The organism is Streptomyces sp. NPDC054786 (genome assembly GCF_053611685.1).
In genome coordinates this window covers 102895-127471 of sequence record NZ_JBSHAW010000006.1, presented here as the reverse complement: position 1 = coordinate 127471, position 24577 = coordinate 102895, and the positions used below count along the sequence as shown (strand labels likewise).

The window sequence follows — 24577 nt, the reverse complement described above, 5'->3', positions numbered from 1 at the left end:
GCTACTCCCTTCTCCGGCGGGCATGGGCGAGCAGGATGGAGGCCAGCGACGGGAGACGGCAGGCGGCCCGGTCGAGGGGGCGCAGCGGCCGCGGCACGTCGTGGTACGGCGCACCGGCGATCCGTACGACCTCGAAGCCGGACGCCGCAAGGAAGCCGCGCAGCGCACGGGCGGTGTAGAGCCGCAGATGGCCGACGACCTGGGTGCCGGGCCGGCCGTGGATATGACGCATGCTCACCTCCGAGAAGACGGGCTGGACCCCGGCGAGCAGCAGTCCGCGGTTGTACCAGGCGGCGAGGTTGGGCGTGGAGAGCATCAGATGACCCCCGGGGCGCAGGACCCGGCGCAGCTCGTCCAGGGCGGCATCGGGGTCGACGAGATGCTCGACGACCTCGCTGAAGAGCACCGCATCGGCGGAGCCGGCCGCGAACGGCAGCCCGTCGCCGGTCAGTTCGCCGCGTACCGCACAGGGGATACGGGTGCGGGCGCGGCGCAGCGCGTCCTGCGACCAGTCCACGCCGACCAGGCGGTGGCCTGCGAGGACCTCCGCCGCGGTGGCGGCGGCCGTGCCGTCGCCGCAGCCGATGTCCAGGATGGTGGCGGCCGGAGCGCCCCCGTGTACCGGCCCCAGGGCGCGCGCCAGCAGCCGGGCCTGCCGTGCGCTGCGGGCGGTGCCGGAGGCGACCGGTACGGCCGGGTTCTCGTAGAAGTCCCGCAGCCCGTCAGGGGATACACCGGTGGCCGCGGCGGGGGGCCGGCTCATCGGGCACCTCCTCCGGCCGGGGGCGGGGGCGTGTCCGGGGAGCTCGTCCAGGCGGTGGCGGCGAGCGAGGAGCGGAAGAGGGCGCCGAGCCGGGCGCCGGCCCGGTCGTCCAGGAGGGCAGGGGACCAGCGCAGTGCGAGCTGGATCCGGCCGGCCACGGAGACGGTGGTGACGGTGAGGCCGCGCGGCATCCGGGCCGGGGCGGAGAACCACACCGCGGTCGGCCGGCCGGCGTCCCCGAAGTCCAGCGGGTAGGGGATCCGGCCGATGTTGGAGAGGAGTGTGGTGGAGGTCCAGGGCGCGGCGGCGGTGCGCAGCGCACGGGTGAGGGCACCGCGCACCCCGACCGGCAGCACGGGTGCCGTCAACACCGCTCCCGCAAGCCCGAGTTGACGGCCGGGCGGCGCGGACTTGAGGGCGCGGGTGCGGGCGGCGGTCCGCCGCAGCAGCCGGGCCACCGCGTCCGGGTCGGGCGGATCGGCGGTGAGCGGCCCGGCGTCCCGGCACTCCTCGGGCCCGAAGCCGACCGGGACCAGCCGGGTGCCGTTGCCGATGGGCATCTCGATGCCGCGCGGCCGGTCGTCGACGGGCATGGTGATGACGACCGGGGCGGCGGTGCCACCCGCGCCGTGCGGACCATGACGTGGATCGTGCAGCCGGTTCCAGCGGGCCACCATCAGCCAGGTGGCGACGAGGAGTTGGTCATTGACGGTGTACGGCGCGGCCCGGCCGGGCGCGCGCGGCGGACGGTCCGGGACCGGCAGCTCGACGAGGAGCATGCCGTTGCCGTGCCGGGAAGAGCTGCCGGGGGCCGGGTGGGCGGCGATCCGCGCCGGGCGGGAGAGGCGGTGGCGGCCGGCCGGGTCGTCGTCGAGGCGCGGCTGTTCGGTGCGGGCGCCGGGGGCGCGTACGGGCGAGGGGGCCGGGGAGTTGTCGGCGCCGCCGTAGAACTCGGCGGCGGTGGCCAGGACGCGCAGACAGGCCGGGCCGTCCAGCGCGGTGTGATGGAGGGTCAGCAGCAGCACGGTGCCGTCCGCCGCCCCGGGAGGTGCGATCACCTCCAGCCGTACGGGGGGCGAGGCATCCAGGGGCGGGCTGTCGGCGAGCGCGCGTTGCCTGGCGCGCGCGAGGGCATCGGGGCCGGGGGGCGGGAAGTCGACCGGGTCCACGTCCGGGGCGGCGGTGAGCTGCCAGGTGTAGCGGCGGTGCCACCAGCGGACCGGCGCCTGGCGCATCAGGATGCGCGGGTGGCGGGCGAGTGCCCGGTGGAACGCGGTGCGCAGGCGTACGGGATCGACCCGGCCGGGGAGGTGCACTTCGAGGTGCACGGTCTCCGGCTCGTCGTCCGTCAGGCAGTGCCGGGAGACCTCATCGACCAGCGGGAACGGGACCCGGGCGGGAGTGGGGGCGGGGGCGCGCGGTGGACCGCCGAAGGAGGCGGCGGGCGAGTCGGCGGCCGGTTCCAGTGCGGTCATCGGGCGGTGTCCTCCCCGTTGTCGGGTGGCGGTACGGGCGGCCCGGCCGGGCGCCGTCGATCGGCCCGGGCCGGGCCGTCACCCGGCGTTCGCCCCCGGGCCACGAGGGGGCGCCCGGCAACCGGCGCACCGGGCCCGGCCACGGCACCTCGTGAGCGGCGCGGGAGCGGCGATGGCGGTGGCGGGCCCGACGGGTCCTCCGCTCCCGGTCCGTCCGCGCCCGGCTCGTTCCGTCCCGGGCCGACCGCCCCCGGACCGTCCCCTCCCGGTCCGTCAGCGTCCGCTCCGTCCCCCGGCGCCGCCCGCCCCGAGGGCCGCGCCGGTGCCGGTGACGGAGCCTTCGCCGGGACCGTGACCACCGCCGCCGTCAGCGCCAGCAGCGCCAGCGCCTGCGCGGTGCCGCTGAAGGCGCCCACTCCGGCGGCCAGGGGTTCTCCCGCGCCGAAGGCCGCCACGACGCCGGCGCCCAGCATCCCCACCAGGGCCAGGGGGACGAGGAGAGGCGGCCGGAAGCGGGCCACCAGTGCGAGCACCGGCACGATCAGCGCGTAGGGCCCGGAGGCCACGGCGACCACCGCGGTCAGCATCAGGACTCCCAGCACCCAGGACGGGGCGGGTGGGGGCAGCGGGGCCGGGGGCGGCGTGCGCGGGGTGCGGCGGACGAGGGCGGAGACGAGCAGGAGGGCGAGGCCGAGCGCGCCGCCGATCAGCCCCAGGACGTAGGCGGTGGCCGGGCCGTAGGAGAACACGACGGTTCCACCGGCGCCGGCCGGGACGAGGAAGGCCTGCTGCCAGCCGTCCACCCGGAGCGGGGTCAGCCGGCGGCCGTCGAGGGTGGCGTGCCAGCCGTCGTTGGCGTTCTCGTGCAGCTGGAGGTAGACGGCCCGGCCGGAGCCGACCGCGACGGTGCGGCGGTCCCCCGACCAGTCGTGGGCGGTGGCCTGCCGCACCGGAGCGGTGGCCTCCGGATCCGCCCCGGAGCCCGTGGTCCGCGCCCGCGCCGTCCCGCCCCTGTGCAGCGTCACATCCGTCAGCGCCAGCGGTCCCTGGTCGCCCGCCTCCACCCGGTGGCGTCCGGAGGGCATCTCCAGCCGCCCGTCGCGGGCCTCGCCGGCGCACAACTGCACGTCGACGGGGCGCCGTTCGGTGAGGTCGCGGACGTATCCGGCGGCCTTGGTGGCATGCAGGACGCCGTCGACGGCGAGCATCGGTCCCTGGCCGCAGCCGACGGAGAAGCGTGCGCCGGCGGCGGGCCGGGGGGTGCGGTAGGCGTCGAGCGCCGGGAGGTAGACCTCGCTGAGGCCGACCGGGAGTTGCAGGGCCTGGCCGGCGACCGGGTTGTGGAGGGTCAGCGGCGCGACCTTGCTGATGGTGAGGTCGAGGCGGTCGGTGGTGATCGGGTCGAAGCGGGCCTGGCCGTTCTCGTCGACGCCCGCGGTGGCCGCCCCGTCCGGCGAGTTGACCTGGATCTGCTCGGGCCGGGTGGAGATCCCGCCGGCCGCGGCCAGCACGATCCGGTCGATCTTCTTCCGGCCGGGCCAGCGCAGATGCAGCGTCGGCCGGTCCCCGGCGATCCAGGCGGTGGTCAGATCGCCGTCGACGAGGTTGCGGGGGCTGAGCGAGCCTCCGAAGCCGAAGCTGGTGGAGTCCGCGGTGGCGGTGATCCGGTCCTTCTGTTCCGGTGCGATCCGGTCGAGCAGCCGGTCGAGTTCGGGGCCGGGGACGGCCAGCGCCTTGCCGGCGATCCGGTACGCGGCGGCGGCGCCGGTGCGGAACTGGCGGTGCAGCCCGACCTCCGCGGAGACGGGGGAGAGGCCGCCCGGGTCGCTGCCGCGGTGCAGCGCGTAGGTCTCGGCGGGTGCGTCGGAGCGCTGGGCGTCGGTGGGGAGTTGCAGCAGCCGGGTGACCTGGACCCCCGGGACGGAGATCTCACGGAAGCCCGCACCGGAGAGTCCGGCCCGTGGGGTCTGCGAGCCGAGGATCGTCACCTTCAGCCATGCCGCCCTGCCGGCCGGGGCCTTGACCCGCTGGGGCGTTCCGTCCGGGCGCAGGGTGCTCTCCGCGCTGCCGCGGTCGGTCTCCAACCGTACGGACGTCGGGGCGGCGCGCATCCCGTCCCCCGGCAGCGGGGTCAGGGACAGCGAGGGCGGAAGGGCGGTGGGCCGGGTGAAGGCGATCTTGATCCACTGGCCGACGGGGTCGCCGGCGCTGCCTTCCGCCCAGGCGGTGTCCGGGTTGCCGTCGAAGGCGTTGACCGGGTCGTACTGCGGCAGCTGGAAGAGCCAGTTGCCGCTGGTGGAGGCGGTCACCGAGGACGCGCCACGGAGCACCGCGGTGGTCTGGTGGCCGGGGCCGGCGGTCGGCAGGATCTGCCGGGGCGGGCGGCCGGGGTCCTGGACGCTGTCGGGGTGGTTCCGCTCGTCGGCCGTGTACGTGTACGACGTGTTGCTGTTGACCAGTCCGAAGCGGGTGTCGGCGCGGCGCAGGCCGTCGGCGGTCAGCTGGAGCGGCGGAGTGCCGAGGCCGGGGTGGCGGTCGCCGGTCAGGACGGTGGGCCGGCGCCGCAGCGCGGGGTCGGCGGACAGCTGGAGGAGGGCTTCCGGGCCGCCGCTGAGCTGTGCGGTGTCCGCGACGGCGCGGGCGGTGACCGGACCGGGCTCGGGTGTGTTTTCCGGTTGGTAGATCTCGACGGCGCGCTGCCGCGGATAGAGGCCCTGGATCTGGAGCGGCGCCTCGGCGGGGATCCGGCCGCCGGTGGTCAGCGGACCGAAGGCGGCCACCTTGCGGTAGCCGGACGCCTCCAGGGTGCGCTTGACGGTCTGTGGCGGGACATAGCCGATCTGGTCCGGGTCGAGATCGTTGCGGACCACCACGTCGTGGAGCCCGGCCCGGCCCAAGTAGTCGCGCAGCCCCGGCACTTGGGCGCCGGTCAGCAGCGCCTGCTCGACGGCGTCCAGGGTGCGGCGGGCGCCCGGGGTGCCGAAGGGGACGAAGTCGCGCTGGGCCCAGGGGGACCGGGCGAGGACATCGAGGGGCTCGTCGATGGGGGAGCCCCAGGTGTAGATGCCGTGTGCCGTGGCCGGGACGACCAGGGCGCGGCTGTGCGGGGTGTGCGCCGTCAGCCAGCCGGCCGTCCGCGCCCAGTAGGACGGCAGCTCGGTGAAGGCGCCGGGCTGGAGCACGGTGCCGGTGAGGAAGGGTAGCGCGAGGGCGGGCAGCACGAGGAGCGCGGCCACCAGCGGGAGGCGGTGACGGGCGGGGATCCGGCGGGTGCCGCGGCGTTCGGTGGCGACCGCGAGGAGATGCGCCAGGCCGAGGGTGAGGGCCAGGGCCAGGCCCGGGGTGAATTTGTAGATGTTGCGGAACGGGCGCAGCGGGCCGTTCAGCCAGTCCTGCCACAGGCCGTGCACGGGCCCGCCCAGCGCACCGCCGTATCCGGCCAGCTCGATCAGCGCCACGGCCAGCACGGTCAGCAGCAGCCAGCGGCGCTCGGGCACATCCCGGCGGGCCAGACCGGCCAGGCCGCACGCCGCGGCCAGCGCCGAACCGCACACCGCGAAGGGCTGCGCCGTCATGGTCCAGCCGGCCGGCAGCCAGGGTGTGCCGAAGTTGAGGTAGCCGGTCCAGTTGCCGGCGCCGCGCAGCAGTTCGGTGGCGGACACCGTGCCGGTGGTGGTGTCGGCCTGCTCGATGAACGGCATGAAGTTCTCGCCGTGCAGACCCAGCAGCAACAGGGGCACCACCCACCAGGCGGTGGCCAGGACGACACCGGGCAGCCACCAGGCGAGCAGCTTCGTCCGGCGCGGCCCCGTACGGGAGAGCAGATACAGGCCGACGGGCAGCAGCGAGGCCAGCGTCGAGGCCGCGTTGACGCCGCCCATGAAGGGGATCAGCAGCGCCGAGCGGGTCGCCGCGAGGCGGGCCCCGGCCCGTGCGTCGGTCAGCGGCAGCAGCACCCACGGCAGCAGCGCGCCGGGGAGCGCGGCGGCGGAGGTCGAGCCGATGACGAGGGTGAAGGTCGGCCACAGGGCGTAACAGGCGGCGGACAGCAGCCGGGCCGACGGGGTGCCGAACCGCAGCCGTTCGGCCAGCCGCAGCGCGCCCCAGAAGGCGGCCGTGACGATCAGCGACATCCACAGCCGCTCGGCCAGCCACACCGGGACATGGGCGAGGTCGGTCAGGCCGTAGTAGGGCAGTGAGGGAAAGGCATAGCCGATGTACTGGTCGGCGAGGCCGCCGAAGCCCGCCCGGTCGTGCCACAGCTGCCCGAGATCGCCGAGGAACTTCCAGGGGGCCGTGGTCACCCCCAGCTTGGTCTCGAACGTCATTTTCCCCGGCGCGGACGCGAGAAAGCCCGCCAGCGCGAGCGCCCAGAACGCCAGCAGCCAGCGCCGTCCGCGGGGTTGGCCCGGAGACGGGGTGGGGACGGGGGCCGGCCGGTCCCCGGCGTCGGGCGAGCCGGGGGACGGGGAAGGCCTCAGGGTCTGGGTCATGGCAACCGCCGGAGAATGAGGAGGAGGTTCCAGGTGGCGACCTCCCGGACGCCCGGGAGGCGGGGGATGGCCTCGGCGAGGAACGGCGCATAGCGGGAGCGGGCGGTGACGACGCTGACGTCGTCGCGGGCCCGCACCTGGCGCAGCGTGCGGCCGATGTGCACGGCGAAGAGGTTGACGCCCAGGGTGTGCTTGGCCGCTTTGCCGGTCCGCCGCCGGTAACGGGCACGGGCCCGCTCGGCGCCCAAGTAGTGCCAGGGTGCGGTCTCATGGCCGCCCCAGGGGGAGAACCAGTTGGTGAAGGCGACGTAGATCAGCCCGCCGGGGCGGGTGACCCGCACCATTTCGCTCAGGAAGGTCTGCGGGTCGGCGACGTGCTCCAGGACGTTGGAGGAGAAGCAGATGTCGGCGGCGCCGTCGGCCAGCGGCAGCAGATAGCCGTCGGCGACCACGGCGCCCTCGGGGGAGCGGCCGTGCGCGGTCAGTTCCGCGGTGTCGGGTTCGAAGAGATAGCCCTGGGCGCCGCGGCGCCGGAACTCCTCGGTGAAGTGGCCGCTGCCGCCGCCGATGTCGGCGACCACCGCGCCGTCCAGCGGGACATACCGTTCGACCTGGTCGGCGGCGTCGCGGGCGAGCAGCCGGTAGCAGTGTCCGGGCGCGGTCTGCTCCCGGAGGAAGGCGCGGAAGAGGGCGTAGGACCTGCGCAGCGAGGGGTCGCGCACCGGGGCTTCACCGCCCGGGGAGCGGGTTGAGGAAGGCCTCGGCGGCGACCGACCGGAAGCTGTGGACCGTATGGCTCCACCGGAAGCGGGCGGCGCGCCGTTGGGCGGCGTCGCCCAGGGCGTGCCGGCGCCGGGCACTGAGGGCGAGGGCGCACCAGTGGGCGGCGAACGCGCTCTCGCCGCGGGCCAGCAGCCCGGTGGTGCCGTCCTCGACGGAGTCCCGGAGGCCCGGGATGTCGAAGCCGATGGCGGGCGTACGGCGGGCGGCGGCCTCCATGACCACCAGGCCCCAGCCCTCGACGAGCGAGGGGTGCAGCAACAGCCATGCGGAACACAGGAGTTGGTGTTTGACCTCTTCGGAGACCCGGCCGGTGAAGGTGACACCGGGCCCGGCCGTCGCGGCCAGCCGCGCCCGCTCCGGGCCGTCGCCGACGATCACCAGCCGGCCGCCGGTGACCGGGCGGACCCGCTCCCACAGCCGCAGCAGCAGATCGATGCGCTTGTACTCGACGAGCCGCCCCATGGCCAGGAACAGCGGTTCCGGCGCCTTGGGGACCAGCGGTCCGGGCTCCGCCACGCCGTTGTGCACCAGCCGGATCCGGTCCGGTTCCACGCCGAGGCCGCGCAGTGCGGACGCGGTCGAGCCGGAGACGGCGACCAGCAGATTGCGGCGGTGGGTGCGCGCCAGCGCCCAGTGCTCCAGCCGGCGGCCGGCCCGCGCGGCGGGCCCGGGGCAGCGCAGCCGCCACAGGTCCGTATGGACATGGTTGACCAGGCACAGCGTCGGGCCGCGATGCCACAGCGGCGCGAGGTACGGCAGTCCGTTGCAGACCTCCACCAGCAGATCGCAGTCGCCGATCCGGCGGGCCAACTGGCGGGGCGCGCGCAGGAAATGCCCGGCGTCGCCGCCCGCGGACACCACCCGGTAGCCGCGCTCCGCCGCCGGCCCGCCGCACAACAGGGTGACCTGGTGGCCGTGTGCGGTGAGCCCTTCGGCGATCCGGTCCACCAGCAGCTCGGAGCCGCCGGCGGCGGGGTTGCCCAGATCGCGGCGGGCGAGGAAGACGATCCGCCGGGGGAGCGGGGGCGGTCCGGAGCCGGGCGGCCCGGAGCCGGGCGGCCCGGAGCCGGGCGGCCCGGAGCCGGGCGGTCCGGACTCCGAAGGGGCGGGTGGGGCAGCCGGTGCGGGGGGCAGGGGCGGGCGTACGTGCTGGGGCATGTGCGATCCAACTCGTCTCAGGGTGCGGTACCAGCGGTGGGGGGACGTACTGCGTACTGAGTCGTGCGGGGCCGTGCTGCATCATGCGGTGCTGCGGTGTTGCGGTGCTGCGGTGCGGCCGGGCCGGTCGGCTACGGCAGCACCGTGCTGCGGTCAGGGGAAGTGCGCCGACCGGAAGGCCGGCGGTCTGCGTGTGGGGTGGACAGTTTTCGCCGCCGCGTTCGCCGCGGCTACTCACCGGGATGACAAAATCCGGGCCGGCCACGACTGACGGTTCATCACCTCGCTCAGGACCGGCTCGTCGCCCGCCGCCCGCGCGCCACCCACACCACCCCGGTCAGCGCGAGCACCGCGCCCGCCGCCGCGGCCCCGGCCGGCAGCGTCCGGCCGACCAGCGCCAGCTTGTCGCTGTCCGCCCTCGCCAGCCGCACCTGCGCCCGCTGGGTCGCGGGCGTGAACTGCAGGTGCTCGCCGCGCAGCAGGGTCACCGCGGTGCGCCGGGCGCCGGGCGCGCGGAGCGTCTTCAGCGGGGAGACCGAGGCATGGATGATCCGGCCGGTGCGCTGCTCGACGACCAGCTCGATACCGGAGTTGGCGTACCACTCCTCGGCCTGGATCTGGCCCTGCCGCGGCCGCCCGACCAGCCGGCCGGGGACCTGCCGGCTGCCGGTCCTGGTGGGCGGCACGGTCCCGGTGAAGCGATAACCCCGGTACCCCTGTACCTGCTGTGTGCCGGCGAAGCGGAGCGGGACGGCAGCGCCCAGCGTGTTGTCCCACCAGCGGTAGCTCTTCTGCTGCACATCGAAGGGGAATTTGAGGTAGGCATCGCCGTCGAAGCGGGTCGGGGCCTCCTCGCAGCAGTGCACCGGTGCATTGCTGTGCCGGTCGGTGACCCAGCGCTCGGTGGTCCACTGGAACGCCTTGCGCGGATCCTTCAGGGCCAGCGTCTGCGGGGTGTCGACCGTCGTGGAGACATCCCATACGGCCCGCCCGCTCTTCTCGCTCGCCGCGACATCGCCCAGCACATGCTGGGTGAGGGTGATCCGCTGCCGGTCCCTGGTCCTCAGCGCCCCGGTGTCGAAGTAGCTGCCGCTGCCGGTGAAGACGGTGGTGACATCGACATCCACCGGGGTGACCTTGGCCCGTGGCTCGACGTACCAGGTCAGCAGGGGTGCCAGGACCAGCAGGAAGACGCCGAGACCGAGGACGGCCAGCGACAGGGGCGAGGCGGTGCGGGCGGCGGTGGCCGCGTCGGCGGAGGTGGCGGACTTGCCGGATGCAGGCATACGAGCACTCCTGGAAGCGGTGGGGGGAACACGCTCTGGTGCACGTGCGGCGCCGCGGGGCGCCATGGGCCGGGAACGTAAGGGAACTCTTGACAGGGCGTCAATGCCCTTCCACACTCGGCAGGCACCACGACTCCAGTGGTGTGCCGCGCTGTGGGACGCGGCACCGAACCGGCCCCGATCCGTACCCCGGGCCGCGCCGTGTGCCGTACCAACCTCGACGGAGACCGGTGACCGGCTCCGGCATCGACGAAGGGCTCGCCGCGCCATGCACCGAACGCTCGCCGCCGCACTGACCGCGCTGGCCGCCGCCGCTCTGGCCCTCGGCGTCGCGCTCGGGATCGTCGCCGCGCTGGACGCCACGCCCGAGCAGCCCAACGTGCCGCTGGTGACCTTCGACCGGAGTGGTGGGTAGCAGGCGTGCCGGGGAGGCGCGAGGCGTGCTGAGGAGGCCCGGGTCATGGTGACAGCCGTCCGCTCGGCCTGGCGGGAGGTCCCGCCCTACCAGGTACGGCAGTTCGCGGCCCGGGCGCTGGACGAGGTGCCGACCCTGGCCCAGGACATCCTGCGCGAGATCCGCCGCGAGTACCCCCAACTCCCGCTCGTCCTGGACGAGTTCGGGGAGCCCAGGGCGCTGGTGGCGATCCGCCAGTCACTGGAGCACTTCGTCGCCCATCTGACCGCCGGGCCGGACCGCCCGCATGTGCACCCACGGCTCTTCCAGGAGTTCGGCCGCGGAGAGGGCCTCCAGGGCCGCAGCCTGGATGTCCTTCAGGCCATGTACCGGCTGGGCGTACGGCTGGCCTGGCGGCGGCTCGCCGAGATCGGCCAGCAGGTCGCCATCCCGGCGCCCGCGATGTACGAGCTCGCCGAGTCCGGCTTCGAGTATCTGGACGGGCTGGTGGCCGAATCCGTACGCGGCTACGCCGAGGCCGCCGCCCGGCAGGCCGGTGAGCGGCTGCGGCTGCAACGCCGCCTGATGGAGCAGCTGTTCGCGAGCGCCGGCAGACGGCAGCGCAGAGCCGCCGCCGGGGCGGGCGGGGTGCTGCCCGCCCTCGCCGAGCGCGCCGCCAGGATCGGCTGGCCGCTGCCCGAACGGGTCGCCGTCGCGGTCCTGCTGCGGCCGGCCCGCGAGGCGGTCGCCCCCGCCGTCGCCCCGGACGTCCTGCTGGACATGGAGAGCGAGCGGCCGCGGATGGTGGTGCCCGAGCCGGACGCGCCGGGCCGGCGTGAGCTGCTGGCCCGCGCCGCGGCCGGCTGGTCGGGCGCGATCGGCCCCGTCGTGCCGCTGCTGGACGCCGCGAAATCGCTGCGCTGGGCCGGGGCCGCGGTCGATCTGACGGAGCGCGGACTGCTGCCCGCCGGCGAGTTGCTCCAGTGCACCGAATACACCGAGGCGCTGGTCCTGCTGCCGCCGGTCGAGCTGATCGAGGACCTCACCCGCCGCCGCCTCGCCCCACTGGACAGCTGCGGCCCCCGCCACGGCCGGCGGCTCGCGGAAACCCTGCTCGCGTGGCTGGAGACCCGCGGCGGTGCCCCCGAGATCGCCGAGCGGCTCGGCGTCCATCCGCAGACCGTGCGCTACCGGCTGCGCCAGATACGGGAGTTATGGGGCGGCGAGATGGACGACCCGGACCGCCGCTTCGAACTGGAACTGGTGTTACGGGCCCGGCGACTGCGCGGGGAACTCAGCTGATCCCCCAGGCCCTGTCGTCAAACTCGCGCCCGCCGTGCGGCGCCTGGCACGCGCGCTCCGCTCTCGTTTGTCGTCACAAATGAACCCACGAGACCCTCGCTTCATGCGCCCGAAGAGCCCGGCGACACAGCGCGCTCGACGAGTGTCTCCATGCCGTCCAGCAGGCGGGCCAGCCCGAACTCGAAGAGCGACTCCGGATTCACCACGTTTTCGCCGACCCGCGAGACCCCCGCGTACATGGGGTAGGAGCCCGAGGTGAGGATGCCCTCGAACACCGGCTCCATGGTCGCCATCCACTGGTTCTGGTCCATGCCGGTCTCCTGCTCGGCCTCCAGGTCGTCCTCGAACCCGGCGGCGGTGGCCAGCACGAACCCCAGCAGTGTCAGCGCCATATGAATCAGCGTCACCGGGTCCATTCCCCGGACCCGCGCCATGGTCCACTCGATCAGGGCCATCGCCCGCGGCATCGGCTGCGGCCGGGTGAGCGACAGATACTTCGCCAGCCACGGGTGCCGCCGGTAGAGCTCCCATTGCAGTCGCGCGCCCGCCTCCATCCGCTCGCGCCGGCCGTCCGGCGCCGGTTCGGGCAGCTCGATGTCGTGGAAAGCGGCGTCCGCCATCAGCAGCACCAGCTCGTCCTTGCCGGCCACATGACGGTAGAGCGCCATCGAGGACACCCCGAACTCGGCGGCGACCCGGCGCATCGACAGCGCCCGCAGCCCCTCGGCATCGGCGACCCGTATCCCCGCCCGTACGACGCTCTCGCGGCTCAGCCCGCTGTCCGTCTCGCGCGGCCGCCGCTCGCGTGCGGGCCCGCTGCGGGTGGTCCGCCGCGGCTCGGCCACCACCGTGCCCACACCCGGTACGGCCCGTACGAGCCCCTCCTGGCGCAGCGTCGTCAGCACCTTGGTGGCGGTCGCCATCGCCACCCCCCACTCCTGGGTGATCCGCCGGGTCGAGGGCACCCGGTCGCCCGGCGTCAGCTCGCCGGCGTCGATACGGCCCCGGATCGCGTCGACGATCCGGCGGTAGGGCGGCGGGACTGACGGTTCCACGGGACGGCCTCCGTACTAGTGCACCAGGGGGGTTCTGCGGGGCTGTGAGGGTAGCAGTGCGCACTTCACCAGGGCATTGCACTAGGTGGGTGCACTAGTGTGACGCACTACCAATTCCCTTATCAGTCCTGTTGTTTGCGCCGTACGCGCAACCTGCTTACCGTGTCATCCATGTCGTTTACCCCGTACACATCTCAGCCGATGGCCGGCCGCCGGGAGTGGACCGCCCTGGGCGTCCTCCTGCTGCCCTGCCTTCTCGTCTCGATGGACGTCTCGGTGCTCTACTTCGCGGTGCCGTTCCTGACCGCGGAGCTGGAGCCCAGCAGCGTCCAGCAACTGTGGATCCTCGACGTCTACGGCTTCGTGCTGGCCGGCCTGCTGATCACCATGGGCGCGCTGGGCGACCGCATCGGCCGCCGCAAGCTGCTGCTGTCCGGCGCCCTTCTCTTCGGACTCGCCTCCGGGGCCGCCGCCTACGCACAGAGCGCCGAAATGCTCATCGCCGCACGGGCGTTGCTCGGCATCGGCGGGGCGACCCTGATGCCCTCCACCCTCGCCCTGATCCGCAACCTCTTCCACGACGCCAAGCAGCGGGGCAAGGCGGTCGCGATCTGGTCGACCGCGGTGACCGGCGGCATCGCGATCGGTCCGGTGCTCAGCGGGGTGCTGCTGGAGCACTTCTGGTGGGGTTCGGTGTTCCTGGTCAACGCTCCGGCGATGGTGCTGCTGCTGGTCTGCGGGCCGCTGCTGCTTCCGGAGTTCAAGAACCCGGCGGCCGGGCGCTTCGACCTGCTCGGCGCACTGCTGTCCCTGCTCGCCATGCTGCCGGTGGTCTACGGCGTCAAGGAGATCGCCCGCGACGGGCTGGCGGCGCTGCCCGTCCTCGCCCTCGTGACCGGCCTGCTGGCCGCCGCTGCCTTCGTGCACCGCCAGCGCACCGCCCGTCATCCGATGCTCGACCTGGAGCTGTTCCGGCACCGCGGGTTCAGTGTCTCGGTGCTGATGAACCTGCTGGCGATGTTCGCGATCGTCGGCTGCGCGGTGTTCTTCACCCAGTACCTGCAGTCCGTACGGGGCATGAGCCCCATGGAGGCGGCACTGTGGAATCTGCTGCCGACCCTCGCGGTGGGCGGGATGGCGCCGGCGGCCGCGGCGCTCGCCCAGCGGACGGACCGGGCCCATGTCATCGCCCTGGGGTGCGTCATCGGGGCCGGCGGCTTCGTCTGGCTGTCCTGGTTGGAGCCGGACTCGGCCCTGTGGTTCGTCCTGGTGGGTGCCGCGGTCTACGCCTCGGGCCTGGTGATGGTGATGTCGCTCGGCAACGAACTGGCCATCGGACTCGCGCCGCCCGAGCGGGCGGGCTCCGCGTCGGCCGTGCTGGAGTCCGGCACCGAACTGGGCGGCGCGTTGGGCATGGCGGTCCTGGGCAGCATCGGGGGCGCGATCTACCGCGGTGACATCGGCGGTGCCCTGCCCGCCGGACTGCCGGCGGGCGCGGCCGACGCGGCGCGGGAGACGCTGGCGGGCGCCGCCGCGGCGGCCGGCGCCCTCCCGGGCCGGACGGGCGAGGCGCTGCTGCACGCGGCCAGGGCCGCGTTCACCCATGGCCTGCAGACGGCGGTGCTGGTCGCCGCGGGCGTCATGGTCTGCGCCGCGGTGCTGGCGCTGACGCTGCTGCGGGGGCTGCGGACAGCGGGACTTGAGGGGGAGCCGGACACTGCCGTGGCGCCCGGTGCGCAGGGTGCCGCCGTAAGGGCCGGGGCGGACGCGGCCGGTACACCGGCGGCCTAGGCCATGGCCTTCGGATCAGTGTGGGCCCGCGCCGATCCGCAAGGCACGCACAGCGGCGCCGGGAGGCGGGAGCGGCGATGTACGACGCGGCCTGCGCCGGCGACCGCCCCGCCCGTGCCCCGTCGGTGCCCTCGGCGCTCCTCGCGCGGGGGCGGTCCCCGTGAAGAAACGGGGGGAGCGCCTACACTGGGGAAAGCATGCAAATCCGTTGAATTCGCCTCATATGAGGGGTTGTTCCCTTGCTGGTCGGCCCACTCCCGCAGGTGCCTCCGCGTCCCCTCATGGCGGGTGCGGCGAGCGGCAACGTCGACATGCCCCTCGGTACTTGCCGCGATACGCTGGAGGATTTGAGATGAGCGCCTATTTGATCAACCACCTGCGCATACCGGGCGGCGTTCCGAACGAGGAGGGCCTGTCGTATCTGGAGCAGGTGGAGGACACCGTCAAGGCGTACGGCGGCAAGTGGCTGGCGCAGGGCGAGGCGCAGGTCGTCGAGGGGGCCTGGCCGGGCTTGGCGGTCCTGCTGGAATTTCCGGGCCTGACCGAGGCGCAGAACTGGTACAACTCGCCCGAATACCAGAAGATCCTGCCCCTTCGCGCCAACAATGCCATCAGTGACCTGATCTTCGTGGACGGCGTCGGTCCGGACTTCACGGTGGCCGGCTTCGCGCAGCAGATCCGGGCCGCGACCGGGGCGGCCTCCGGCGCCGAGGGCTGAGCGCACATGACCACGGCGCGGGACCTGTTGTTCGTCGCCCTGGACGTGGCGCCCGTGCGAGCCGTGGAACGGGGCGATCTGTCGCTGGCGCTCGCGGGGGCCGAGGCGATCGACCTCCTGGAGGGCGAGACCGTCCGGCTGCGGGGCGATCGCCTGGTGCCGGGCTACCGGCCCGCCATCGCCGACCGCCTGCTGGACGAGGCCGCGTCGTCGCTGGTCACCCAGGAGCCGTACGAGTCGGTCGGCGACTGGCTGTGGCGCAGGGGCCGTGACCTGTCCGCGGCCTATCTGGCCGCGCTGGAGGAGGAGGGGCAGCTCACCCGGCAGCGCCGCCGCCGCTGGATGGTCTTCCGGACCCGGGAGAGGGTCCTGGCCGATTCGCCCGCACGCCGCGAGGCGGCGCAGCGCTGGACCTCGGACGAGCCCGTGCTCGCGGCCCTCGCGGAGGCCGCCGGGATCCGCGACAGACGGACCGACGCCCCCGAGGGTGTGACCGGCCCCGAGGTGTCGAGCGTGCTCACCGCCGTCGACGAAGCGCTCGCCGAATTGGCGGTCGAACGGCAGCGGCGTACCCGTCGGCGGGACCAGGCGGCCGTGGACAACGTGCGGCGCGGCTACTGACGGCCGTCCGGCCGGGCCGGCCGCCCGGCTCACTCGGGCGCGACGCCCAGCATCCGCTGCAGCAGCTCCTTCAGCAGCGTCCGCTCGGCGACCGTCAGACGGCCGAGAGGTTCGCGGGCGAAGTGGAGTGAGGTACGCAGCGCCTCGGCCGTGCGTGCGCCCTCGTCGGTCGGGGCGGCGAGCTTGACGCGGCGGTCGGCCGGATCGGGGCGGCGCTCGACCAGGCCGCGGGACTCCAGCCGGTCCACGATGCCGGTGACATTCGACGGCTCGCACTTCAGGCGCTCGGCGACCCTGCGCATGGGCAGCGGCTCGACGGAAAGCAGGCTGAGTACCCGGGCCTGGGCGCCGGTGAGGGAGTGCTCGGCCGCGGCGTGCTCGTACTCCTCGTAGTAGCGGGCGACGACGGTGCCGATGAGGTCGACGACCTCGACGGTCAAGGAGTCTGCGCGGGGGGTCATGCACACGAGGATACCCATTTACTTGACAACATGAAATATCGAGGAGCATGGTTGTTTCAGTACCTGAAGCTTTAGGAGGATCGCGTTATGTCCGCACTGCCCACGACCGGTCGCGAATGGCACCTCGTCGCCCGCCCCCACGGCTGGCCCACCCCGGAGGACTTCGCGCTGCGCGAGGCCGCGGTGCCCGAGGTCGGCGAGGGTCAGATCCTCGTCCGTACGCAGCACTTCTCCGTCGACCCGTACATGCGCGGCCGGATGAACGACGTGAAGTCCTACGTCCCGCCCTTCCAGCTCGACCAGCCGATGGACGGCGGCGCGGTCGGCGAGGTCATCGCCTCGCGCGACGACTCCATCGCCGTCGGTGACCATGTCCTGCACGGTCTCGGCTGGCGTGAGTACGCGGTGCTGGACGCCAAGCGCGCCGCCAAGGTGGACCCGTCGCTGGCTCCGCTCACCGCCTACCTCGGTGTGCTGGGCATGCCGGGCCTGACCGCATACGCGGGCCTGCTGGAGGTCGCGTCCTTCAAGGAGGGCGACGCCGTCTTCGTGTCCGGCGCGGCCGGCGCGGTGGGCAGCGAGGTCGGCCAGATCGCCAAGCTCAAGGGCGCCTCCCGTGTGATCGGCTCCGCCGGCTCCGACGACAAGGTCAAGCTCCTGGTCGAGGAGTACGGCTTCGACGCCGCCTTCAACTACAAGAACGGCGATGTCGGCAAGCAGCTCAAAGAGGCCGCGCCGGAGGGCATCGACGTCTACTTCGACAACGTCGGCGGCGACCACCTCGAAGCGGCCATCAGCTCCCTCAACGTCCATGGCCGCGCCGCCATCTGCGGCATGATCTCGATGTACAACGCCACGGAGCCGAGCCCCGCCCCCCGCAACCTCGCGATGGTGATCGGCAAGCGGCTGCGCCTGCAGGGCCTGCTGGTCAGCGACCATGCCGCGCTGCAGCCGCAGTTCGTCGAGGAGGTCTCCGCCTGGATCCGCTCCGGCGAGCTGAAGTACGGCGAGACCAAGGTGGCCGGTATCGAGAACGGCGTCGAGGCGTTCCTGGGCCTGCTCCGCGGTGAGAACACCGGCAAGATGATCGTGAGCCTCACCGACTGACGACCGCCCCGCCCGCCGACGGCGAGTCCCGCCGGGGCCGGTGCTCCGTGCGGGTTCGCCCCGCCGGGCCGGGTGACGGTGGCTCCCGCCGGGGACGGTGTGCCTCCCCCGCCGGGGCGGCATTCCTCCCCGGGCCGGGGAACCGTCTGCCTCCCCGGCGGGGCCTTGCGGGCGACCGTTAGGCTCAGCGGCAAGCCGTCGCGATCCGTGGGCGCGAGTCGCGGCGAACCACAGGAGGATTCGGTATGTCCATCCAGACCGTCGACGTCGTCTACACCGCCGTCGCCACCGCGGAGAACGGCCGTGACGGCCGCGTCGCCAGCGATGACGGCAAGCTCGACGTGATCGTCAACCCGCCCAAGGAGCAGGGCGGCAGCGGCGCCGGGACCAACCCCGAGCAGCTCTTCGCGGCCGGCTACAGCGCCTGCTTCCAGGGCGCGCTCAGCGTCGTCGCCCGCCGGGAGAACGCCGATGTGTCCGGCTCCCGGGTGACCGCCCGGGTCGGCATCGGCAAGACCGCGGACGGTGGCTTCGGCCTCACGGTCGAGATCTCCGCCGCGATCCCCAACGTCGACGCGGCCACCGCCCAGGACCTCGTGGAGAAGGCGCACCAGGTGTGCCCGTACTCCCACGCGACCCGCGGCAACATCGAGGTCAAGCTGACCGTCGCCTGAGGCACGGCACGACCGGCGAATCCACAGGGGCCGCATCCCGTAACGGGGTGCGGCTCCTGGCGTCCGTCACGGACCGCGCACCCCGGCCCGTGACAGGGCGCGGGGGGCACGGTCCAGGTCCGGTTCAGCGCCCGGGAGGCGTCAACTCGCGCTGGTCTCAGGGGGCTTCACCACGCTCCTCCCCACAACTTCGCCGGCCTTCCGCCGGCGGAGGCCCTGGCCTCCGGGGCCGGTCCGGAGGAGCGAGGAGGAGCGAGGGACGATCAGGACACGGAGCAGGAGAGCGACCGATGGGCCCCGCCTGACAGGTGGCAGGTCGTCATCGGGGTGCTGGGCCTGCTGGTGGCGATCGTCGCTTGTGTGGGGCAGTTCGCCCGGTAGGTGCCGGGCGGGGCCCCCAGGGTCCGGACACGGCCGGTGCCCGCCGTCGCGGCGGGACGGCCAACGGGGGAGTGCCCGGGCTCGGCATGTCCCGCGCCCCGCAGCCCGATGTGATGCAGACAACATTCATCGCACCTTGACGCACCTGCCGTGTAATCGATTTCGTAGCCCCCACGCAATGCTCAGGAAATCGATTACATGTCGATCATGCGCACCCGCTCTCCCGCACGGTGAGCGAGCGCAGGGACGGAATGGCAACGGCGCCATGGCGAACATCAAAGATGTGGCAGAACGGGCAGGAGTCTCCGTCGCCACGGTCTCCCGGGTCCTCAACGGCCACAGCCCGGTCGCGGAGACCCGCGAGCGGGTGCTCGCCGCCGTACAGGAGCTGGGCTACCGCCCCAACAACGTCGCCCGCGCGCTGCGCACCGCACGGACCGGCGCGCTCGGCCTGATCATCAGCGACCTCACCAACCCCTTCTTCACCGAGCTGGCCGACGCCGTCGAGGACGAGGCCCGCAGCCTCGGCTACAGCCTGGTCATCGGCAACGCCGGCGAGCGCCCCGCCCAGCAGGACGACTACATCCGCACCCTGCTCGACCGCCGGATCGACGGCCTTCTGGTCAGCTCGGCCGGCACCGGTTCGGCGATGCTCCGCGAGGTCGTCGCCTCCGGCACCCCGCTGGTCCTGCTGGACCGCACGGTGCCCGGTATCGACGCCCCCTGCGTACGCGCCGACGGCCGCGCCGCGCTCACCGAGCTCGCCGCCCATCTCGCCGCCCTCGGCCGCCGCCGGCCGGCGATCATCGTCGCCCCGGCCGGCACCCCCACCGGCGACGAGCGCCTCGACCTCTTCCGTACGGCGCTGGCCGGGCACGGCATCGCCCTGCCCGATGAGCGGGTCGGCGCCACCCCCGACCTCCAGCACACCGGCGGCCGACGGGTGATGAGCGCATTCCTCGACCTCGCCGAGCCGCCGGACGCGGTGCTGGCCACCGACAACCTGATGGCGCTGGGCGCGATGGACGAACTCCGCGCCCGCGGGCTGCGGGTCCCCGACGACGTGGCGCTGGTGGTCTATGACGACGTGCCGTGGTTCACCCACACCGATCCGCCGCTGACCGCCATCGCCCAGCCCACCCGCGAACTGGGCCGGGCCGCCGTACACACCCTGCTGGAGCGGATCGAGGACCGGCCCGCCGCCTCGGTGCTGCTGCCGGCCCGGCTGGTCACCCGCCGCTCCTGCGGCGAGCTGCCCACCCCCTGAGCAGGCCCGCCCGGCGCCCGGACCGGCACTCCGGTCCGGCTCCCCCGGCCGGGCGGGCCACCCGAGTCAGTCACCACACGAGTCATCCGAGGAAGAGAGGGGCAGCGCATGACCGGCGTCAACGACGACGTACCGGGCGGCCGCGAACTGCTGCGCGTGGAGGGGGTGACGAAGTCGTTCCCGGGCGTCCGCGCGCTGGACGGGGTGGACCTGACCCTGCGCACCGGTGAGGTGCATGTCCTGCTCGGCGAGAACGGCGCGGGCAAGAGCACCCTCATCAAGATGCTCTCCGGCGCCCACCGCCCCGACGCGGGCCGCATCCTCGTGGACGGCGACGAGGTCACCATCCGTTCGGCGCAGGACGCGGAACGGCACGGCATCGCCACCATCTACCAGGAGTTCAACCTCGTCCCGGGACTGACCGTCGCCGAGAACATCTTCCTGGGCCGCCAGCCGCGCACCGCGCTCGGTCTGGTCGACCGGAAGACGATGCGGGCACGGGCCGCCGAGCTGCTCAAGCGCGTACGCCTCGACGTCTCCCCGAACACCCCGGTCGCCGAACTGGGCATCGCCCGCCTCCAGATGGTCGAGATCGCCAAGGCGCTCAGCCTGGAGGCCCGCGTCCTGATCATGGACGAGCCGACCGCGGTGCTGACCTCCGAAGAGGTCGAGACCCTCTTCGGGATCGTCCGCGAGCTGCGCGACAGCGGCGTCGGCATCATCTTCATCACCCACCACCTGGAGGAGATCGGCGCACTCGGCGACCGGGTCACCGTGCTGCGCGACGGCCGCTCCGTCGAGGAGGTGCCGGCCTCGACGGACGAGGACGAGCTGATCCGCCTCATGGTGGGCCGGGACATCGCCGAGCAGTATCCGAGGCAGCGCCCCGAGGAGCCGGGCGCGCCCCTGCTGCGCGTCCGCGGTCTGACCCGCAACGGCACAACGGCCGGGCCCGTCTTCGCGGGCATCGACTTCGAGGTGCGGGCCGGTGAGGTCGTCGGCCTCGCCGGGCTGGTCGGCGCGGGCCGCACCGAGGTGGCCCGGGCGGTCTTCGGCGCGGACCGCTATGACGCCGGTACGGTCGAGATCGACGGCAAGGAGCTGGCCCGCGGCGATGTCCGCGCCGCCATGCGCGCCGGGCTCGGCCTCGTACCGGAGGACCGCAAGGGCCAGGGCCTGGTCCTGGACGCCTCCCTCCAGGACAACCTCACCCTCGCCCGGCTCGACCGCGACACCCGTGGCGGGCTGGTGGACCGGGGCGCGCAGCGGCGCGAAGCGGCCACCGTCGCCGGGCAGTTGAAGGTCCGGATGAGCGGACTGGGGCAGAGCGCCCGCACCCTCTCCGGCGGCAACCAGCAGAAGCTCGTCATCGGCAAGTGGCTGCTGGCGGACACCAGACTGCTGATCCTCGACGAGCCGACGCGCGGTATCGACGTCGGCGCCAAGGTCGAGATCTACCAGCTCATCAACGATCTGACGGCGTCCGGCCGTGCGGTGCTGATGATCTCCAGCGATCTGCCCGAGGTGCTCGGCATGAGCGACCGGGTGCTGGTGATGTCGCAGGGCCGGCTGGCCGGAGAGCTGTCGGCCGAAGAGGCCACCCAGGACGCCGTGATGGAGCTGGCGCTCCAGTCCCCGCACGGCACGAGCACGAAGCACAACGACAAGAGCGCGATGGAGGGCTCCGATGTCCACTGAGGTGAAGACGGGAGCCGCCGCCGAGGCGGTGGGACGGACACCGGACCGGGACGGCGCGGGAGCGTGGTTCTCCCGGGCGGTACTCAGGAACGGCCCGCTCGGCGGGCTGATCGCCCTGGTCGTGGTGATGGCGGTGCTGTCCAGGGACTTCCTCAACGGGCAGAACCTCCTCAATGTCGGTGTCCAGGCGTCGGTCACCGCGATCCTCGCCTTCGGCGTCACCTTCGTGATCGTCTCGGCCGGTATCGATCTGTCCGTCGGCTCGGTCGCCGGGCTCTCCGCCACCGTCGTCGCCTGGGCGGCCACCGGCGAGGGCCTGCCCGTCTGGACAGCACTGCTGCTCGGCCTGGCGACCGGCGTGGTGGCCGGTCTGGTCTCCGGCGCACTGGTCGCCTACGGCAAACTGCCCGCCTTCATCGCCACGCTGGCGATGCTCTCGATCGGCCGCGGTCTGGCCCTGGTCATCTCGGGCGGTTCGCCGATCGCCTTCCCCGGTTCGGTCGGCGCGCTCGGTGACACCCTCGGCGGCTGGCTGCCGGTGCCCGTCCTCGTCATGGTCGCGATGGGGCTGATCGCCGCGCTGATCCTGGCCCGTACGTACTCCGGCCGGGCGATGTTCGCGATCGGCGGCAACGAGGAGGCGGCCCGGCTCTCCGGCATCCACGTCAAGCGCCGCAAGCTCGCCATCTACGCGCTGTCGGGGGTGTTCGCCGCGGTCGCCGGCATCGTCCTCGCCGCCCGGCTCACCTCCGCCCAGCCGCAGGCCGCCACCGGCTACGAACTGGACGCGATCGCCGCCGTCGTCATCGGCGGGGCCAGCCTCTCCGGCGGCTCCGGCAAGGCCTCCGGCACCCTCATCGGCGCACTGATCCTCGCCGTACTGCGCAACGGCCTCAACCTGCTGAGCGTCTCGGCGTTCTGGCAGCAGGTGGCCACCGGACTGGTCATCGCGCTGGCCGTGCTCCTGGACACGCTGCGCCGCCGGAGCGCGCGATGAACGCCCGGATCCGGATGTCGCTGGCGGCCGGGCTGGCCGCGACCGTCGCCCTGGGGATGGCCGGCTGCGACCGCGGCGGCAACACCGACCTGGGGCTTGCGCTGTCCACGATGAACAACCCGTTCTTCGTCGGCATCAAGAAGGGCGCCCAGGCCGAGGCGGACGCCCGCCATCTGCACCTCAACATCACCGACGCCCAGAACGACCCCACCCAGCAGATCAACCAGATGGAGACGTTCACCAGTCAGAACGTCAAGGCGGCCATCATCAACCCGGTCGACTCCGACGCCGCCGTCCCGGCCGTCGGCGTCGCCAACCGGGCGAAGGTGCCGGTCATCTCCATCGACCGCGGTGTCAACGGCGGCAAGGTCGGCTCGACCATCGCCTCCGACAATGTCGCGGGCGGCCGGCTCGCCGCGAAGACGCTGGCCGAATCGCTCGGCGGCAAGGGCAAGGTGGCCTTCCTGGAGGGCCAGGCCGGCACCTCCGCCGCCCGCGAGCGCGGCCAGGGCTTCGAGGAAGGCATCAGGAAATACCCCGGCATCCAGGTCGTCGCCCGGCAGCCCGCGGACTTCGACCGCACCAAGGGCATGGACGTGATGTCCAACATGCTGCAGGCGCACCGCGACATCGGCGGGGTGTTCGCCGCCAACGACGAGATGGCGCTGGGCGCGTCCAAGGCGCTGGGCGGCCGCTCCGGCAAGGACGTCAAGGTGGTGGCGTTCGACGGCACACCGGACGGCGTCAAGGCGGTCCGCCGGGGCACGCTGACCGCCACCGTCGCCCAGCAGCCGGAACTCCTCGGCAAGCAGGCCGTGGACTGGGCGCTGAAGGCCTCCCGCGGTGAGAAGCTGCCGCAGTCGGTCAGGGTGCCGGTGCTGCTGGTGACGGCGAAGAACGCCGCGAAGTTCGACGGCTGAGAGGGCGGCCCGCGGCGGGCCGCCGGGCAACGACAGATGAGAGAAAAATGGGAGAGCGGCGCATGTATGACGTCCTGGTGGTCGGCTCGGCCAACGCGGATCTGACGGTACGGGTCGGACGGCGGCCCGGCCCGGGCGAGACCGTGACCGGCACCGACCTGGTCGAGTCGGCCGGCGGCAAGGGCGCCAACCAGGCGGCCGCCGCGGCCCGGATCGGCGGGCGCACCGCGCTGCTGGCGCGGATCGGCGGCGATGCGTACGGCGCACTGCTGCTGAGCGCCCAGCACGACGCGGGCACCGATGTCACACCGGTGATCGTGGACGACGCCGCCCGCACCGGCACCGCAATGATCATCGTCGACCCGGACGGCGACAACAGCATCGTGGTCTCGCCCGGCGCCAACGCCGCCCTCACCCCGCAGGACGTGGTGGCGGCGAAGGACACCTTTGCCGCCGCCTCGGTGGTCTCCCTCCAGCTGGAGATCCCCATGGAGTCCGTACGGGCCGCCGCGACGGCCGCCGAGCAGGCCGGCACCCGCGTCGTCCTCAACCCCTCCCCGGCCCCCGAGGCGGGTGCGCTGGCCCCCGAACTCCTCGCGGTGGCCGACCCGTTGGTGGTCAACGAGCACGAGGCGCGGCAGCTCTCCGGGCTGGCCGACGGCACGCCCGCCGAGTGGGCGCAGGCACTGCGCGACCGGGGCGCCCGCTCCGTCGTGGTCACCCTCGGCGGCGACGGCGCGCTGGTCCTGGACGCCTCGGGAGCCACAGCCGTCCCGGGCGTACGGGTCAAGGCCGTGGACACCACCGGCGCCGGCGACGCCTTCACGGGTGCCCTCGCCACCCGTCTGGCCCGCGGCGACGCGCTGCCCGAGGCGGCGCGCTTCGCCGTACGGGTGGGCGCCGCGGCCGTCACCAAGCCGGGTGCCCAGCCGTCCTATCCGACCCGGGCGGAACTGGAGGTACTGGCGCCCGAGCTGCCGCAGGGCTGAGGCCCGTCCGGCGACCCGGCGACCCGGCGACCCGGCGTGGCGAGGGGCCGGGCCGGGCCGGGAGGTGATCCGTTCCTTACTGCCGGTTTATGGGTCCTTTGGGCAGGATGGGTGCTGTGAGGCAACTGTCGTGTGCCTTGCGGTATCTGAGGAAGGACCAGCAGTGCGCTCACCCCTCGTCCCGGTATCGGTCGCCGTGCCCGCGTCACCGGGGCCCCGGGGCTGAGCGCGGTGGCACTCTCCT

18 protein-coding genes and 1 pseudogene are annotated in these 24577 nt (G+C 73.5%); 11 read left to right on the top strand and 8 right to left on the bottom strand.

Annotated elements, in window-relative coordinates:
* Position 1: 1 nt before the first annotated feature.
* The 6 genes from ACWGI6_RS07435 to ACWGI6_RS07410 all read right to left on the bottom strand — a co-directional run bounded on the left by ACWGI6_RS07435 (position 2) and on the right by ACWGI6_RS07410 (position 9958).
* Positions 2-763 carry a class I SAM-dependent methyltransferase gene (locus ACWGI6_RS07435; protein ID WP_453266604.1) on the bottom strand — a complete coding sequence of 254 codons (762 nt, stop codon included), beginning with the start codon at positions 761-763 and terminating at the stop codon, positions 2-4.
* Positions 760-2238 (bottom strand): condensation protein, encoded by a 1479-nt coding sequence (locus tag ACWGI6_RS07430; RefSeq protein WP_453266603.1) that lies wholly within the window; start codon positions 2236-2238, stop codon positions 760-762. Before ACWGI6_RS07430 ends, ACWGI6_RS07435 begins: the two co-directional genes overlap by 4 nt.
* Positions 2235-6731 (bottom strand): alpha-(1->3)-arabinofuranosyltransferase domain-containing protein, encoded by a 4497-nt coding sequence (locus ACWGI6_RS07425; RefSeq protein WP_453266602.1) that lies wholly within the window; start codon positions 6729-6731, stop codon positions 2235-2237. The genes ACWGI6_RS07430 and ACWGI6_RS07425 overlap by 4 nt, the downstream gene beginning before the upstream one ends.
* The gene (locus tag ACWGI6_RS07420) at positions 6728-7453 is read right to left on the bottom strand and encodes a class I SAM-dependent methyltransferase (protein WP_393905605.1); all 726 of its coding nucleotides are present in this window, start codon (positions 7451-7453) and stop codon (positions 6728-6730) included. The genes ACWGI6_RS07425 and ACWGI6_RS07420 overlap by 4 nt, the downstream gene beginning before the upstream one ends.
* Positions 7454-7460: 7 nt before the next feature.
* Entirely contained in the window at positions 7461-8672 is a 1212-nt protein-coding gene (locus tag ACWGI6_RS07415) for a glycosyltransferase family 4 protein (protein WP_453266601.1), read from the bottom strand.
* A gap of 287 nt (positions 8673-8959) precedes the next feature.
* Positions 8960-9958 (bottom strand): DUF3068 domain-containing protein, encoded by a 999-nt coding sequence (locus tag ACWGI6_RS07410; protein WP_453266600.1) that lies wholly within the window; start codon positions 9956-9958, stop codon positions 8960-8962.
* Between the two features lie 268 nt (positions 9959-10226).
* On the opposite strand from ACWGI6_RS07410, the gene ACWGI6_RS07405 reads away from it, so the two are divergent.
* Both ACWGI6_RS07405 and ACWGI6_RS07400 read left to right on the top strand, forming a co-directional pair.
* Positions 10227-10373, top strand: a complete 147-nt coding sequence (locus tag ACWGI6_RS07405; RefSeq protein WP_453266599.1) for a hypothetical protein — start codon at positions 10227-10229, stop codon at positions 10371-10373.
* Between the two features lie 45 nt (positions 10374-10418).
* Positions 10419-11654, top strand: a complete 1236-nt coding sequence (locus tag ACWGI6_RS07400; RefSeq protein WP_453266598.1) for a PucR family transcriptional regulator — start codon at positions 10419-10421, stop codon at positions 11652-11654.
* A 101-nt stretch (positions 11655-11755) separates the two neighbouring features.
* Here the strand turns inward: ACWGI6_RS07400 and ACWGI6_RS07395 are convergent, their stop codons facing one another.
* Positions 11756-12709, bottom strand: a complete 954-nt coding sequence (locus ACWGI6_RS07395) for a TetR/AcrR family transcriptional regulator C-terminal domain-containing protein (protein WP_453266597.1) — start codon at positions 12707-12709, stop codon at positions 11756-11758.
* Positions 12710-12880: 171 nt separating this feature from the next.
* On the opposite strand from ACWGI6_RS07395, the gene ACWGI6_RS07390 reads away from it, so the two are divergent.
* From ACWGI6_RS07390 to ACWGI6_RS07380, 3 genes are all read left to right on the top strand, one after another.
* Positions 12881-14500, top strand: a complete 1620-nt coding sequence (locus ACWGI6_RS07390) for an MFS transporter (RefSeq protein WP_453266596.1) — start codon at positions 12881-12883, stop codon at positions 14498-14500.
* Between the two features lie 352 nt (positions 14501-14852).
* Positions 14853-15218, top strand: coding sequence for a DUF1330 domain-containing protein (locus ACWGI6_RS07385; RefSeq protein WP_453266595.1), 366 nt, complete (start codon positions 14853-14855; stop codon positions 15216-15218).
* A 6-nt stretch (positions 15219-15224) separates the two neighbouring features.
* Complete coding sequence (locus tag ACWGI6_RS07380; protein ID WP_453266594.1) at positions 15225-15839, top strand: GOLPH3/VPS74 family protein; 615 nt, start codon at positions 15225-15227, stop codon at positions 15837-15839.
* 29 nt (positions 15840-15868) lie between these two features.
* Here the strand turns inward: ACWGI6_RS07380 and ACWGI6_RS07375 are convergent, their stop codons facing one another.
* Positions 15869-16300, bottom strand: a complete 432-nt coding sequence (locus tag ACWGI6_RS07375) for a MarR family winged helix-turn-helix transcriptional regulator (RefSeq protein WP_453266593.1) — start codon at positions 16298-16300, stop codon at positions 15869-15871.
* Between the two features lie 87 nt (positions 16301-16387).
* On the opposite strand from ACWGI6_RS07375, the gene ACWGI6_RS07370 reads away from it, so the two are divergent.
* The 6 genes and pseudogenes from ACWGI6_RS07370 (at position 16388) to ACWGI6_RS07345 (ending at position 24333) form a co-directional block, all read left to right on the top strand.
* Positions 16388-17407 carry an NADP-dependent oxidoreductase gene (locus tag ACWGI6_RS07370; protein ID WP_453266592.1) on the top strand — a complete coding sequence of 340 codons (1020 nt, stop codon included), beginning with the start codon at positions 16388-16390 and terminating at the stop codon, positions 17405-17407.
* Positions 17408-17652: 245 nt separating this feature from the next.
* A complete protein-coding gene (locus tag ACWGI6_RS07365; RefSeq protein ID WP_393905616.1) occupies positions 17653-18081 on the top strand; it encodes an organic hydroperoxide resistance protein in 429 nt (142 codons plus the stop codon).
* Between the two features lie 646 nt (positions 18082-18727).
* A complete protein-coding gene (locus ACWGI6_RS07360) occupies positions 18728-19729 on the top strand; it encodes a LacI family DNA-binding transcriptional regulator (RefSeq protein WP_453266591.1) in 1002 nt (333 codons plus the stop codon).
* A 108-nt stretch (positions 19730-19837) separates the two neighbouring features.
* The gene (locus ACWGI6_RS07355) at positions 19838-21427 is read left to right on the top strand and encodes a sugar ABC transporter ATP-binding protein (protein ID WP_453266590.1); all 1590 of its coding nucleotides are present in this window, start codon (positions 19838-19840) and stop codon (positions 21425-21427) included.
* Positions 21417-23344, top strand: a pseudogene (locus tag ACWGI6_RS07350) (ABC transporter permease/substrate-binding protein). Before ACWGI6_RS07355 ends, ACWGI6_RS07350 begins: the two are co-directional and overlap by 11 nt.
* A 62-nt stretch (positions 23345-23406) precedes the next feature.
* Positions 23407-24333: a ribokinase gene (locus ACWGI6_RS07345; protein WP_453266684.1), complete on the top strand. Its 927-nt coding sequence runs from the start codon at positions 23407-23409 to the stop codon at positions 24331-24333.
* Positions 24334-24577 lie beyond the last annotated feature (244 nt).